Source organism: Bradyrhizobium sp. NBAIM18, assembly GCF_020193825.1.
Lineage (GTDB): Bacteria > Pseudomonadota > Alphaproteobacteria > Rhizobiales > Xanthobacteraceae > Bradyrhizobium > Bradyrhizobium yuanmingense.
In genome coordinates, this window is the sequence record NZ_JADYVO010000024.1 from 41,706 (window position 1) to 56,110 (window position 14,405).

General features: G+C 65.2%; 13 protein-coding genes. 3 read left to right on the plus strand and 10 right to left on the minus strand.

All coding sequences use genetic code 11. The features are described 5' to 3' along the window. Window positions 1-143: 143 nt before the first annotated feature. Window positions 144-1,883, minus strand: a complete 1,740-nt coding sequence (gene araD, locus I6F17_RS32645; protein WP_225131110.1) for an L-arabinonate dehydratase — start codon at window positions 1,881-1,883, stop codon at window positions 144-146. A gap of 251 nt (window positions 1,884-2,134) precedes the next feature. Here araD and I6F17_RS32650 point away from each other — a divergent pair, with 251 nt between their 5' ends. Further along, a complete protein-coding gene (locus I6F17_RS32650) occupies window positions 2,135-2,554 on the plus strand; it encodes a response regulator (RefSeq protein ID WP_225131107.1) in 420 nt (139 codons plus the stop codon). After that, window positions 2,532-6,137 carry a PAS domain S-box protein gene (locus I6F17_RS32655; RefSeq protein ID WP_225131105.1) on the plus strand — a complete coding sequence of 1,202 codons (3,606 nt, stop codon included), beginning with the start codon at window positions 2,532-2,534 and terminating at the stop codon, window positions 6,135-6,137. The genes I6F17_RS32650 and I6F17_RS32655 overlap by 23 nt, the downstream gene beginning before the upstream one ends. 175 nt (window positions 6,138-6,312) lie before the next feature. Here I6F17_RS32655 and I6F17_RS32660 read toward each other — a convergent pair whose 3' ends face one another. Continuing rightward, a complete protein-coding gene (locus I6F17_RS32660) occupies window positions 6,313-6,948 on the minus strand; it encodes a response regulator (RefSeq protein WP_026202588.1) in 636 nt (211 codons plus the stop codon). A 149-nt stretch (window positions 6,949-7,097) separates the two neighbouring features. On the opposite strand from I6F17_RS32660, the gene I6F17_RS32665 reads away from it, so the two are divergent. Next, window positions 7,098-7,400, plus strand: a complete 303-nt coding sequence (locus I6F17_RS32665) for a hypothetical protein (RefSeq protein WP_225131103.1) — start codon at window positions 7,098-7,100, stop codon at window positions 7,398-7,400. 21 nt (window positions 7,401-7,421) lie between these two features. Here the strand turns inward: I6F17_RS32665 and I6F17_RS32670 are convergent, their stop codons facing one another. From I6F17_RS32670 to I6F17_RS32705, 8 genes are all read right to left on the minus strand, one after another. Continuing rightward, window positions 7,422-7,925 carry a response regulator gene (locus I6F17_RS32670; protein WP_036044884.1) on the minus strand — a complete coding sequence of 168 codons (504 nt, stop codon included), beginning with the start codon at window positions 7,923-7,925 and terminating at the stop codon, window positions 7,422-7,424. A 141-nt stretch (window positions 7,926-8,066) separates the two neighbouring features. Continuing rightward, the gene (locus I6F17_RS32675; RefSeq protein ID WP_036015908.1) at window positions 8,067-8,384 is read right to left on the minus strand and encodes a hypothetical protein; all 318 of its coding nucleotides are present in this window, start codon (window positions 8,382-8,384) and stop codon (window positions 8,067-8,069) included. Between the two features lie 2 nt (window positions 8,385-8,386). Continuing rightward, entirely contained in the window at window positions 8,387-9,268 is an 882-nt protein-coding gene (locus I6F17_RS32680) for a protein-glutamate O-methyltransferase CheR (protein ID WP_225131101.1), read from the minus strand. A gap of 60 nt (window positions 9,269-9,328) precedes the next feature. Further along, entirely contained in the window at window positions 9,329-9,715 is a 387-nt protein-coding gene (locus I6F17_RS32685) for a response regulator (protein ID WP_018321619.1), read from the minus strand. 31 nt (window positions 9,716-9,746) lie between these two features. Further along, window positions 9,747-10,220: a chemotaxis protein CheW gene (locus I6F17_RS32690; protein ID WP_057030291.1), complete on the minus strand. Its 474-nt coding sequence runs from the start codon at window positions 10,218-10,220 to the stop codon at window positions 9,747-9,749. Window positions 10,221-10,252: 32 nt separating this feature from the next. Then, window positions 10,253-13,060, minus strand: a complete 2,808-nt coding sequence (locus tag I6F17_RS32695; protein ID WP_225131099.1) for a hybrid sensor histidine kinase/response regulator — start codon at window positions 13,058-13,060, stop codon at window positions 10,253-10,255. 404 nt (window positions 13,061-13,464) lie between these two features. Next, window positions 13,465-13,932, minus strand: coding sequence for a response regulator (locus I6F17_RS32700; protein ID WP_346657045.1), 468 nt, complete (start codon window positions 13,930-13,932; stop codon window positions 13,465-13,467). Between the two features lie 319 nt (window positions 13,933-14,251). Then, window positions 14,252-14,401, minus strand: a complete 150-nt coding sequence (locus I6F17_RS32705; RefSeq protein WP_225131139.1) for a hypothetical protein — start codon at window positions 14,399-14,401, stop codon at window positions 14,252-14,254. Between the last annotated feature and the right edge of the window lie 4 nt (window positions 14,402-14,405).

The following is a 14,405-nucleotide window of genomic DNA, read 5'->3' on the forward strand; positions in this document are numbered from 1 at the left end:
TCATGCTCTCTCTCGTTCGTCATTCCGGGGCGCGCCACTTGGCGCGAGCCCGGAATCCATACTCCCTATCGTGGTTATGGATTCTCAGGTGCGCAATTGCGCACCATAGCCCATCGCTTCGCGATGTCCCGGAATGACAGGTGCTAGTAGATCGACGGCTCGCCGATCGGCGCGCCGAAATCTGTCTCGAGGAAGTCGAAGTCGCAGCCGTCATTGGCCTGCTTGATGTGCTTGGTGAACATCCAGCCATAGCCGCGCTCGAAGCGGCGCGCGGGTTGCTTCCAGGCAGCGCGGCGTTTTGCGAGCTCGGTTTCGCCGACATCGAGATTGATGGTGCGCGCAGCGACATCGAGCGTGATGCGGTCGCCGTTCTGCACCAGCGCCAGCGGGCCGCCGATATAGGATTCCGGCGAGACGTGCAGGATGCAGGCGCCGTAGCTGGTGCCGCTCATGCGCGCATCGGAGATGCGCACCATGTCGCGCACGCCCTGCTTCACGAGCTTGGTCGGGATCGGCAGCATGCCCCATTCCGGCATGCCCGGCCCGCCCTGCGGCCCCGCATTGCGCAGGATGAGGATGTGATCCTCCGTGACGTCGAGATCGGGATCGTCGACCGCCTTCTTCATCGAGGGATAGTCGTCGAACACCAGCGCGGGGCCGGTATGCTTGAGAAAGCGCGGCGCGCAGGCGGAGGGTTTTATGACGCAGCCGTCGGGCGCGAGATTGCCCTTGAGCACGGCGAGCGCGCCCTCCTTGTAGATGGGATTGTCGATGCCGCGGATCACGTCGGCATTGTAGACCTCGGCCCCCTCGATGTTCTCAGCCACCGTCTTGCCTGTGACCGTGACGCAATCGAGATGCAGATGCGGCTTGATCTGGCTCATCAGCGCCGGCAGGCCGCCGGCGTAGAAGAAGTCCTCCATCAGGTACGCATCGCCGCTCGGGCGGACGTTGGCGATGACGGGCACCTTGCGGCTGGCCGTCTCGAAATCGTCGAGTCCGATATCCTGGCCGGCGCGGCGGGCCTGCGCGATCAGATGGATGATGGCGTTGGTGGAGCAGCCCATCGCCATCGCGACCGCAATCGCATTCTCGAACGCTTTGCGGGTCTGGATCACCTTGGGCGTCAGATCCTCCCACACCATCTCGACGATGCGGCGGCCGCATTCGCTGGCCATGCGGATATGATTGGCGTCCGCGGCGGGGATCGAGGAAGCGCCCGGCAGCGTCATGCCGATCGCTTCCGCAATGGCGGTCATGGTCGAGGCGGTGCCCATGGTCATGCAGGTGCCGTAGCTGCGGGCGATGCCGGCCTCGATGTCGAGCCAGTCCTTGTCGGAGATCTTTCCGGCGCGGCGCTCGTCCCAATATTTCCAGCCGTCGGAGCCGGAACCCAGCGTCTTGCCCTTCCAATTGCCGCGCAGCATCGGGCCTGCCGGCAGATAGATCGCCGGAATGTTCATCGAGGTTGCTCCCAGGAGCAGCGCCGGCGTGGTCTTGTCGCAGCCGCCCATCAGCACCACGCCGTCGACGGGATGGCTGCGGAGCAGCTCCTCGGCGTCCATCGCCAGCAGGTTGCGGTAGAGCATGGTGGTGGGCTTGAGCAGCGATTCCGACAGCGACAGCGCCGGCAGCTCCAGCGGCAGGCCCCCCGCCATCAGGATGCCGCGCTTGACGTCCTCGACGCGCGACTTGAAGTGCATGTGACAGGGCTGCGCGTCCGACCAGGTGTTGAGGATCGCAATGATCGGGCGGTCCTTCCACTCCTCCGGCGCGTAACCCATCTGCATGGCGCGGGAGCGATGGCCGAACGAGCGCAGATCGTCGGGCGCGAACCAGCGCGCGCTGCGGAGCTGGTCGGGCGTCTTCTTCCTGTTGGTCATCTCTTTCCTTGTCCGTCCGGAGGATTCCCTGCTCTTCTCACAGGCCATCCATCCCGGGCAAGGCGCTGGGCGGGCGGGAGGCGGGCCTCTGCTATGCACTCAGGCGTGCATAGCGGCAGTGCAGCGCAACACAGCGGCAGCTCCGGCCGAAGTGCTTGCCGGCAGACAAGAATCCGCGCAACAATTTCGAGTTGATTGGCTTGATTTGCGGTTGGTGGGACTAACCCCGCCGACTCCGGAGGATTTCAGACGTGGCCAACATCCTGATCGTGGATGACGATCCGGCCGTCCAGTTCACCATCCGGCTGCTGGTGGAACGGGCGGGTCATCACGTGACGGTCGCCGGGGATGGCCGCAAGGGGCTGGCGCTGTTCGAGGCCAGCGGGTTCGACCTGCTGTTTCTCGACATCTTCATGCCCGGTATGGACGGACTGGAGACGATGCGTCACATTCGGATGCTGGCCCCGGCCGTTCCGATCGTCGTCATCTCCGGCCGTTCGATCACGCCGGATGCCCATGCGGAGCCGGACTTCCTGAAGATGGCGACCAAGCTCGGCGCCGTGGCCAGCCTGCAAAAGCCGTTCCGGCCCGATGCACTGCTTGCCGTGGTCGCAGATTGCCTGAAGGCCGACGCGCCAGAGGGGTCCGATGTCCGCTCCGGCCGCCGATGACAAGAACGCCTCTGCTGCAAGCAAGAAATGGCGCAGCGATGCGGCAGGTCCGGCGAAATTCCCCATGCGAGCAGCAACGACGCTGGCCACGCGGCTGGCCATCGCAATGATCCTGCTGGTTGCGGTCACCGTGGCCGCGGTCGGATGGCTGGGCTATCGCAACACCACACAGGCCGTCATTCCACGGGTGCTGGAGCGGGTCGAAGCCCAATCGCGCCTGCTCGCAACCAATCTAGAATCCTACGTTGCCGGCGTGCGCGGCGATCTGGTCGGCTATCGCGCCGCAGCGGCAATCAACGGCCTGATCCGCGCTCATGGCGGCGGCGGGATCGATCCTGTGGACGGCGTCTCGGAGCAGACCTGGCGCGAGCGTATCGCGGCCCGGCTTGCGGCCGAGATCGACGCCAAACCCATCTACGGGCAGTTCAGGATCATTGGCGTCGAGAACGACCAGCGCGAACTGGTCCACGTCGATCGTTCGGGTCCCAACGGAGCAGCCCGGATCGCTCCGGACAGCGAACTGGAGCGCAAGAGTGGCCGCGCCTACTTCCAGGAAACCATACGGCTCGGGCCCGGCGAGATCTATGTGTCTCCCATCGAGCTCGCGACCCGTCAGGGGGGAACGACGGCGCCTCACGCGCCGACTTTGCGCGTGGCGATGCCGCTGTTCACGGCCGACGACAAGCCGTTCGGCATCATCGTGGCCAATATCGACATGCGCCCGGCACTCGAGCGGGTCCGCGCGACGACAACCTCGGGCGGAGAGATCTACGTCGTGAATGCGCGCGGCGACTATCTCGTCCATCCCGACCGGACGCGGGAGTTCGGGTCATCGCGGGGCCATCCGACCGATTGGCGCAACGACCTTCCGTTCTTGTCAGAACTGGCCGGCACGTCGGACGTGGCCACGCGGGTCACAACCGACGAGGCGGGCCGGACGAGCGGCGCGGCATTCGTGCCGTTATCGCTTGCGGGCAAGGAATGGGTCGCCATCGTCGCGACTGTTCCCCCGTCCGTGTTCGGCCGCGTGCCGGCCGCCATTCAAAAAACGTCCCTGCTCGTCGGCTTGCTGGCTGTTCTCGCCGCGGCTGCGCTCGCGGTGCTGCTGGCGCGTTCGTTGACCCGCCCGATCGGGCGTCTGACGGAGGCGGTGCAGGCCATCGGCAGCGGGCGTCCCGCGGAGATCCCCGTCGATGCTAGCGGCGAGACCGGCGTGCTGGCCCGGGCCTTTGCGCGAATGGTGGAGGAGATGCGCGCGAAAACGGCCGCGCTCGAACGCGAGATCGAGGAACATCGCCGCACCGAGGCCGCGCGAAGCCACCACGCGGCGCGCGAGAACCTGTTCAGCGCCGCGGTGGAATCGTCCGACGATGCCATCGTCATGCAGACGCTCGATGCCATCATCACCGGCTGGAATCCGGCCGCCGAACGCCTTTACGGCTATACGGCGGAGGAAGCGATCGGCAAGCCCACCTCGATCATTGTCCCGATCGACCGCCGCGAGCAGGGCAAGGACTATCTGCGGCGGATCGCGCGAGGCGAGCCGATTGAACGCTTCGAGACCGTCCGCCTGCGCAAGGACGGCACGCCGGTCGAGATTTCGCTCGGCCTGTCGCCGATCAAGGGACCGTCGGGCGAGATCATCGGCGCGTCCGGAAGCGCGCGCAGCCTGACCGAGGCGCGGCGTGCGGAGCGGGCGCTGCAGCACCAGCTCGAGGAGCGGCGGCAGATCTTCGAGACGTCGCAGGACCTGATCATGATCATGGACGCGCGGGGCCATGTCGCGCAGATCAGCCCGAGCAGCGAGACCATTCTCGGCTATCGGCCGAACGAGATGATCGGCCGCAGCGGCGCCGACTTCATTCATCCCGATCATCTGGATCAGTCCCGTGCCGAGATGCGGGCGATGCGCCGCGGCGAGCGCGTCAAGCTGGCCGACACCCGCTGCTTCCACAAGAACGGGCACGAGGTCTGGCTGTCCTGGCTCGGCAGCTGGTCCGAGCCTGCCAAGCGCTTCTTCTTCGTCGGGCGCGACATGACGGAAGCGCGGCTCGCGCAGGAATCGCTGCGCGAGAGCGAGCGGCTCGCCCGCAACATCGTCGAGACCTCGCTCGACGCCTTCGTCCAGACCGACGAGACCGGAAGCATCCTGAACTGGAATTCGCAGGCCGAGCAGCTGTTCGGCTGGCGCCGCGACGAGGTGCTCGGCAAGAGCACGATCGACCTCATCGTCGCCGAGAGCGAGCGCGAGAGGGTCCGAGCCGGCCTGAAACGCTTCCTCGAAGACGAGGGTGGCCGGACGCTGAACCGCCGCCGCGAGCTGATGTGCCGCCGCCGCGACGGCAAGGAATTCAAGGCCGAGTTGAGCGTCACCGCGCTGAAGCGGCGCGAGGGCCTGCTGTTCAACGTCTTCTACCGCGACCTCACCGACAAGATCGCCGCCGAGGAGCGCATCCGTCATGCCGAGAAGATGGAGGCCGTCGGCCAGCTGACCGGCGGCGTGGCGCATGACTTCAACAACATTCTCACCGTCATCACCGGGACCATCGAGATTCTCGCGGAGGCGGTCGCCAAGGAGCCGCAGCTCGCGGCAATCACCAAGATGATCGACGAGGCCGCCGCGCGCGGCGCCGACCTGACCCAGCACCTGCTCGCCTTCGCACGCAAGCAGCCGCTCCAGCCGCGCGAGATCGACATCAACTCGCTGATCGTCGACACCGCGAAATTGTTGCGTCCGACGCTCGGCGAGCAGATCCAGATCGAATCGGTGTTCGAGGACGAGAATTGCGTCGCCATCGTCGATCCCAACCAGCTCACCACCGCGATCCTCAACCTCGCGCTCAATGCGCGCGACGCCATGCCCGGCGGCGGCAAGCTGATCGTGGAGACCGGCGCCGCCTATCTCGACGAGGTCTATGCCAGCGCCAGCGACGTGCCGCCGGGGCACTACGTGCTGATCGCCGTGAGCGACACCGGCACCGGAATCCCTGCGCACATGCTGCCCCGGGTGTTCGATCCCTTCTTCACCTCGAAGGGACCCGGCAAGGGCACCGGACTCGGGCTTTCGATGGTCTACGGCTTCATCAAGCAGTCCGCAGGTCACATCAAGATCTACAGCGAGGAGGGGCACGGCACCACGATCAAGATGTATCTGCCGCCCGGCAAGACGCCGACGGCGGTCGGCGAGGGCGTGACGCCGGCGACGATCGAGGGCGGACACGAGACGATCCTGGTGGTCGAGGACGACCGGCTGGTGCGCGACTACGTCCTGGCGCAGCTGCATTCGCTGGGTTACGTCACGTTGCAGGCCGCGAACGCCGCGGAGGCGCTCGCGATCGTCGCGGCCGGCAAGCCGTTCGACCTTCTGTTCACCGACGTCATCATGCCCGGCAAGATGAACGGACGGCAGCTCGCGGACGAACTGATGAAGACGCGCCTGGATCTCAAGGTGGTCTACACGTCAGGCTATACCGAGAACGCGATCATCCATCACGGTCGGCTGGATTCCGGCGTGGTGTTGCTGGCCAAGCCCTATCGCAAATCGGATCTGGCGCGGATCATCCGCAAGGCGTTGAGCGGGTGAAGGCCCGTAGCCCGGATGGAGCGCAGCGCAATCCGGGAACAATCGTGCGGCGCGCGAAATCCCGGATTACGCTTGCGCTCCATCCGGGCTACGAAACCGTCGGTGAGGAGAGATGGACCCGGCTCAGCAACGCATCATTGCATGATGCGCTGCTGAGCCGTGGCACGAGACCATGTTACGACGCGCGCTGGGCTGCGGTCATCACGATGCGGATCAGGTCGGCGGCATTGCGCGCGCCGAGCTTCTTCATGATGTTGGCACGGTGGTCCTCGATGGTGCGCGGACTGATGCCGAGCGTGCGGCCAGCCTCCTTGTTGGAGGCGCCGGAGGCGAACTGCTCCAACACCTCGCGCTCCCTGCGCGTCAGCGGCTCGCGGCCGGGGAAATGCAACGAGCCGAATTTCGGCGACGCGTTCTCCGCCTGCCTGCGTGCATAGGCACCGATCGCCTCGTCGAGACGGCCGACGATCTCGCTGCCGCGGAACGGCTTCTCGATGAAGTCGAGCGCGCCGCTCTTGATTGCGCCCACCGCCATCGCGATATCGCCCTGCCCGGAGATCATGAAGATCGGAGCCGGATAGTCCTCGCCGTGCAGCTCCTTCAGGATGTCGAGACCCGACTTCCCGGGAATATTCACGTCGAGCAGGATTGCAGCCGGCGTGCGGTTTCGCGCCACGGAAAGCAGCGCTGCACCGTCCGCAAAACAGATCACCTCATAGCCCGCCGCCTTCAACACCATCGACAAGGTGTCGCGAACGGCAGGGTCGTCATCGACCACGAAGATTTCACCGCGAGAGCTTTGTTCGGCCATGTGCCACATCCGGTTGGCATGAAGGACTCGCGTCCGCGCCAATCGTTATGGCGCTCGGCGCGGATTCGGCCCACCCGTATTTGTACGGGACATGGACTTAACGCACAAGTAGCGGCATGGCGCCTATTTGCGGTGGACGGAGAATATCCATGCTAAATTTAGCCGACACGCCGCTTCCCGTCGCAACGTCCGAAGTCGAGAGCCGTGAACTGATTGCGGCGGACCTTCGTTTGCTGATCGCACAGATCGAGACCAGCATGCGCCGGATCGCCGCAGCCATGGATCAAGAACACGGCAGCGATCCGGAAGGTTCCGCAGATATCGTCTTGCTCGACGACGTCACGCCCCGCTACGCCAGCGCAAGCGCGGCCCTCAATGCCTGCCGGGCGGGCCTCAGCCACGCCCTGCAATGTCTGTCGGAATCCGGCAACGCAGCGGGCGGCCGCATCTGACCGCATGGCGGCTCCGCAAGCTCAAGCGCGGTGCCGTTCCACGATCGCGTCGGTGGCGACACCACCCCAGGTGTGAATCGCCGGCAGGCCCATCGCGGTCTTGCCGAGGTTGGCGAGGCTGATGCGCAGCGCCGCGAGATCCAGCGGCTTCGGCAGGCTCTGGAGCTCGATCCCGACGGAACGGGCGAAGCTGCGGGCGGCACTGCGGCGCTTGCCGTCCATGCCGCTGATGACGATCACGGAGCCTGCAAACTTCGCGCTCGCCATCTCGCGCAGCACGTCGACGCCGTCGCCATCCTCCAGCACGAGATCCAGCGTCACGCAGTCGAAGCGCGCGGCGCGCAGCTTCTCGATCGCGTCCGCCACCGATGGCGCCACAGTGACCTCGTGGCCCGCCTGCTTGGCCGCGACCGTGATCAGGCGGCGCTGCGTGGCGTCGTCATCGACCACCAGGAGCTGAAGTGCACGCCGCTCGGAGCCGTCGGGCAGGTTTGACGAGATCGGGGAAAGAGAACTTCTGGGCATTACCGGATCCTGAGATTGAGAGCGTCAATGGATACACGGCTCGCGCTTAAGCCGCGTAAAGCTGCCGCGGGCAATTGACTCGGAAACGTTCAGCAAATGTGAAGCAAAGTGCCGGAAAGCGCAGCGGCGGCGGCGGCGAGATCAGGCCGCGGCGTCGTGGCCGCCGGCCGCACCGCGCTTCTTCCGGTTCTTGCCGCGCAGGAACTGGATGTCCATTTCGGCGCCGTTGACACGGACCAGCTCGCAGCGACGATAGGCAAGACCCGTGGACGACAGCAGCAGGAAGAACTCCTTCAGGTTCAAGCCCTGGATCGAGCCTTCCACCGTGAGAACCGCGTCGGTGTCGGAGATCGCGTTGAGCTTGCAGTCGCGCCGCCAGGTGCCGTCGATGGCCATGATGCAGACATCATAGCCGCGGCTGAAGGTCACACGCTCCGCGCCCTTGCCATCCTCGGCCATGATTATCGTCCCGCCGCCACCACCGCCATGCGCGGCGCCGCACCGGCGAGAACCGGCTTGGCCGCTGCCGCGCGCGGATCGTTCGGCTTGTAGAGGCCGCGCCGCTCCGGAATCGGCCGGAACGTGTCGGTCAGTCCAACCACGGTCTCGGCGGCGCCGAGCACCAGGAAGCCGTCGGGCTCGATCTGGCGCGCCAGGCGGTTGAAGATGTTGATCTTGGTGTCCTGATCGAAATAGATCAGCACGTTGCGGCAGAAGATGACGTCGAAGGTGCCGAGCTGGGGGAAATCGTGCAGCAGGTTGAGCTGGCGGTGCTGGATCATCGCCCGCAATTCGGGATTGATCTGCCAGGTCTCGCCGGTCTGCCTGAAATATTTCACCAGCATCTGGATCGGCAGGCCGCGCTGCACCTCGAACTGGCTGTAGACGCCGGCCTTGGCCTTCTCCAGCACCTCTTGCGACAGGTCGGTCGCGATGATCTCGACGCGCCAGCCGGTGAGGGCCGCGCCCATCTCCTTCAGGCACATCGCCAGCGAATAGGGCTCCTGCCCGGTCGAGCCGGCGGCACACCAGATGCGCACGCTGCGCTTGGCCGCACGCGCCTTGATGATCTCCGGCATGATGTGGTCGCGGAAATGATCGAACGGGACCTTGTCGCGGAAGAAGAAGGTCTCGTTGGTGGTCATGGCCTCGACCACGTCGGTGATCAGCTGGCGCGAACCGCCTTGCAGCTTCTGCACGAGCTCGGCGATGCCGGACAGCCCCGCCTTGCGGGCGAGCGGCAGCAGGCGGCTTTCAATCAGATATTGCTTGTCTGCGGACAGGTCGAGACCGGAATTATCCTTCAGGAACTTACGCAGATACTCATACTCGGTCGGGGTCACGGATGGCCTCTCGAATCTGTACTGGAAAACTCCGGCCCAAATACTTTAGGCCGGACATACTCAGACCATGGCTTGTCCGACCGGGATCAAACCAACTTCAGCGAACTTGTCGGCGATGATGTCTTTGTCGAAGGGCTTCATGATGTACTCGTTGGCGCCGCCGCTGAGCGCCTGAGCGATATGAGCCACGTTGTTCTCAGTGGTGCAGAACACCACCTTCGGCTGGTCGCCGCCGGGCAAGCGGCGCATGTGACCCATGAACTCGAAGCCGTCCATGACCGGCATGTTCCAGTCGAGCAGCACCGCATCGGGCAGCTGCCGCTGGCAGATCTCGAGCGCCTTCGAGCCGTCCTCGGCCTCGGTGACCTCGAACTCCAGACCTTCCAGAATCCGGCGCGCGATCTTGCGCACCACGCTGGAATCATCGACCACCAAACACGTCTTCATTTCGGTTCTCCGGCTTCGATGTTTCGTTGGCTCAGGCGGCCATTTGCGTCTTGGTTTCGAGCTCGAGGACGCGGTCGACGTCGAGGACGACCATGAGCTGGCCGTCGAGGCGGTGGACGCCACCGGCGAGCTTGGCCATGCGCGGGTCGAGGTTGACGGGGTTTTCTTCCTTGCCGTCCTCGGGCAGGCGCAGCACCTCGCCGATCTGGTCGATCAGGAGGCCATAGGATTCGCCGCGCAGGTCGACGCCGACCGCCATCGCGGTCTTGCCGTCCTCGTCCTTGGGCAGGCCGAGGCGCGAGCGCATGTCGACCACGGTGACGATGCGGCCGCGCAGGTTCAGCACGCCCGCGATCTCGCGCGAGGCCAGCGGCACGCGGGTGACGCGCTCGGGCATGAACACGTCCTGGACGCGGGAGATCGGCAGGCCGAACAGCTGGCCGCCGATCATCGCGGTGACGTACTCGACCATGGCGCCTTCAGCGGACTGGGTCTTCTTGCTCATTTCAGTGTCTCCTGGTCCATGCCGCTCAAGGTTTAAGCCGCGGCCGCCCGGCTCAGCTCGGAGGCGCCGGCGGCGCCCGCGGTCTGCTCCTTCAGCGCCGCGATCAGGCCGGGACGGTCGAACTTGGCGACGTAATCGTGGAAGCCGGCCTGACGGCCGCGCTCGATCGCCGCCGGCGACACCAGCGCCGAGAGGCCGATGATCGGCGTCGCGGCGAGGTTGTTGTCCGAGCGGACGACTTCCGCGAACTCGAACCCGTTCATGTCGGGCATCTCGATGTCGGTCAGGATCACGTCGAAGCTTTGGGCGCGCAGTGCCGCCAAGCCTTCCTGCGCGGTCGGCGCGGTGCGGACGCGGTAGCCGGCGGCCTTCAGCACCGGCGCCAGCATGTTGCGGAAGAAGGCCGAGTCGTCGACCAGCAGCACCGACTGCGAATGCAGCGACGGCTTCATCTCCTTGCGGGTGAACCAGTCGGCGAACGCCATCGGCAGGAAGTGGCCGACGTCGATCACCTCGGTGGCCTGGCCCTTGATCACGGCCGAGCCGAGAATGCCGGAGGAGGCGCCGCCGACCTCGATGTTGAGCCGTTCCTCAACGATGTCGATGATCTCGTCGACGACGAGGCCCATGGAGCGGCCGTCGTCGGCGAACACCAGGATCGGCTGGGCGCCCTGGGAAGCAATGGTGACGCCTTCCATGGCCACCAGCGGCATCAGCTGCTCGCGGTACTGCACCATGTAGCGGCCGTTCGAGAACTCGATCTTGTCGGCGGGCAGCTCTTCCAGGCGCGTGACGAGGCCGAGCGGAACCGCCTTGGGCTGCGACGAGCCGGCGCGGAACACCAGCAGCGAGGTGGTCTGCTCGCCACTTCCGATGTGATGGCCGGCGGCTTCGTCGCCCATGCCATGGGCCGAGGAGCCGGCGGCGCCGAGCGCTTTGGCGATGCCGTTGGGATCGATGATCATGATGACCGCGCCATCGCCCAGAATGGTGTTGCCGGAGAACATGTCGATGTGACGCAGTTTTGTCGACATCGGCTTGACCACGATTTCTTCGGTGTGGAACACGCCATCGACGACGATGCCGAACGTCTGGCTGCCGACTTGCGTCACCACGATGAAGCCGTTCTCGGGATCGGAGGCCGCGCCGTCGTCGATCTTCAGGAGCTTCTTCAGATGGATCAGCGGCAGCAGCTTGTTGCGCAACCTGAGCACCGCGGTGTCCTTGATGCGCTCGATGCGGTGCTCGGAGTTGGCGCGGGCGCGGACCAATTCCACCACCGAGAGCTGCGGGATCGCAAAGCGGTCGCCGGCGGCTTCGACGATCAGCGCCGAGACGATGGCGAGCGTCAGCGGGATCTTGATGGTGACGGAGCTTCCTTCGCCGGCCACGCTCTTGATGTCGATGGTGCCGCCGATCTGGTCGATATTGGTGCGGACCACGTCCATGCCGACGCCGCGGCCCGAGACCGAGGTGATGGCGGCGGCAGTGGAGAAGCCCGGCGCGAAGATGAACTTGTGGATCTGGGCTTCGCTCATCTTCTCGAGCTCGGCCTCGGTGACGAGACCGGACGAGAGCGCCTTGGCCTTGATCTTCTCGGTGTTGAGGCCGCGGCCGTTGTCGGCGATGCAGATGATGATGTGGCCGCCCTCGTGATAGGCGGACAGGCGAATGGTGCCCTGCTCGCCCTTGCCGCTGGCGAGGCGCTCGGCGGGGGTCTCCAGGCCGTGATCGGCGGAGTTGCGCACCATGTGGGTGAGCGGGTCCTTGATCAGATCGAGCACCTGGCGGTCGAGCTCGGTGTCGGCGCCGTGCATCTCGAGCTCGATCTGCTTGCCGAGTTCGGATGAGAGATCGCGGACAATGCGGGGCAGCTTCTGCCAGGCATTGCCGATCGGCTGCATGCGCGTCTTCATGACGCCTTCCTGCAGCTCGGCGGTGACGTTGGAGAGGCGCTGCAGCGGCACCTTGAACTCGGTGTCCTCGTTGCGGCGGGAGATCTCCAAGAGCTGGTTGCGGGTCAGGACCAGCTCGGAGACCATGGTCATCAGGTGCTCCAGCGTATCCACGTTGACGCGGATCGACTGGTTGGCGATGCGGTCGCCCTCGCCCGCCATCTCGTCGGCCATCGACTTCTTCGGCGCGGCCTTCTCCTTGGCGGGCTTTGCGGCTTCCTTCGCCACGGGCGCTTCAGCAGCTGGCGCGGGCTCGGCCTTTGCCTCAGCCTGAGCAACGGGCACCGGCGCTTCGATCGCGGTCTCGCGGAAGGCGCGCTCGAGCTCGTCGAGCGAAACCTCGCCCGGACGCAGCGGACGCTCCAGGGTCTGATCGACCAGCGTGCCCATGGTCATCTCCTTGGCGGGGGCGGCTGCCGGGGCTTCCGGCACCAGCGGCGGCGCATCGGCAACGGGAGGAGCAGTGCCGGCAGTCGGCATCGGCTGCGCCGAGCCGGACATCGCCGCCATGCCCTGCTCGACCATCGCTTCCAACTTGTCGATGAGATCGCGGTCGTTCCCCTCGGGCTCGGCCTCGGTCGCCTCCAGGCCAGCCAAAATCTCCTTGATGCGGTCGATCGAGGACAGGATCACCGTCACCGCCTCGGCAGTCACAGGCATGCCGTCGCGGAATTTGCCCATCAGGGTCTCGCCGGCATGGGCCAGCGCTTCCAGCCGCGGCAGGCCGAGGAAGCCGCAGGTGCCCTTGATGGTGTGGACCAGGCGGAAGATGTTATCCAGGATCTTGGCGTTGTTCGGCTCCTGCTCGAACTTCACCAGCTGATTGTCCACGGTGTCCAGGCTCTCGCTGGTCTCCGTCAGAAACTCCCGCAACAGATCATCCATGAGCTACGCCTTACTGACCCGGGCCGCAAACGCGACGTCCGAGCCACCCTTGGCACGGACGGACGCCCTATTTTGGATCGTTAGACATCCCCTTTCACAGTCCCGTTAATTTCATCCTCCGTGCTACTACGGATTTTGAAGAGAAGTTTGCGGTTCTGCCGCGTGTTGCAGCGCTTTTCGGCAAAACCATCCCCGCGCCGCAACGGCGGGAGCCGCGCGGTGAACGAGCCACTAATCGCGCGACGCGGCGTGCGAGAAAGTCCTACTCGTGAAGAACGATAGAGGCGGTCGAGGCAAGCCGGCCGCGCCCTCGTCGCGCGAGTGCTTGGGCGTTGCCGGATCTAGGCGGTCCACGCTCGAGGTAAACGAAGCGTTACCCCGCGGGGAAAGCGGCTCGTGTCGCGCTAACCGAGCTGCACGGCCGTGGCAATGTCGGAGCGGGGGCGAGGCTCTGCCAGGCAATCGTTGATGGCGGCGAGCAGCGCGTGCGGCGTGAACGGCTTGCGCAGACAGCGCGCGGCGCCGAGCTCCAGCGCCATCCGCAGGAAGTCCGGCGCGGGCGAGTCCAAATTCGCGAAGGCGTAGCCGGACATCGCGATCAGCGGAATGACCGGAGCCCGCTCGTGGAAAATCCGGATCGATTCGAACCCGCGCATGTGCGGCATGAAGATGTCGATGATCATCAGATCTAGGGCGCGCAGTCCGGCTTCACCACCCTCGGCGATCGTCACCCGAAAATTGTTGCGCTGGAGGTAAACCTCGATGGCCATGCACACCATCGGGGCATCGTCGACGACGAGAATATGGCGCAGATCGTCTCGCCCCAATTGGGCTTCCCGTTTCGGCGATTCGACGATTGAACCGTGCGGCACGCCTTTTCTCCTTTGCTACGATGAGAGATGAACGTCGTTTGCGGAAGCGGACGAGGCGACGCGAGCCGGCCCGATGGCCAGCGCGGATGCAATGCCTTCCAGCTCCTGAGGCCCTTGCCGCTTATTCCCGCGTGCGTGTTGCAGGGCGGCCGCCTTGTCAGCGAATCAGTGTGCGCCTCTTAATTCCGCCGCAAATGAAACAGGCTGTCTGCCCTCTAACGGGTATATGGACGATGCCACAACCTTTAGATTAGTATTTGCGCGCCGTGCAACTGAGTGACGAAGGCCGCCGCGCCCGGCGTCCATCGAACCCGCCGGATTAACCTGCATGACCGTGAGCGGCCGCCCGCCCAACCAGCTGCTGCAACGGCTCGATGCCGCGGATTTCGATCTGCTGCGTCCGCACCTCGCGACGGTTGAAATGGTCAGCAAATCTGTCATGGGCGAGATCGGCACTGCACCGAGACATGTCT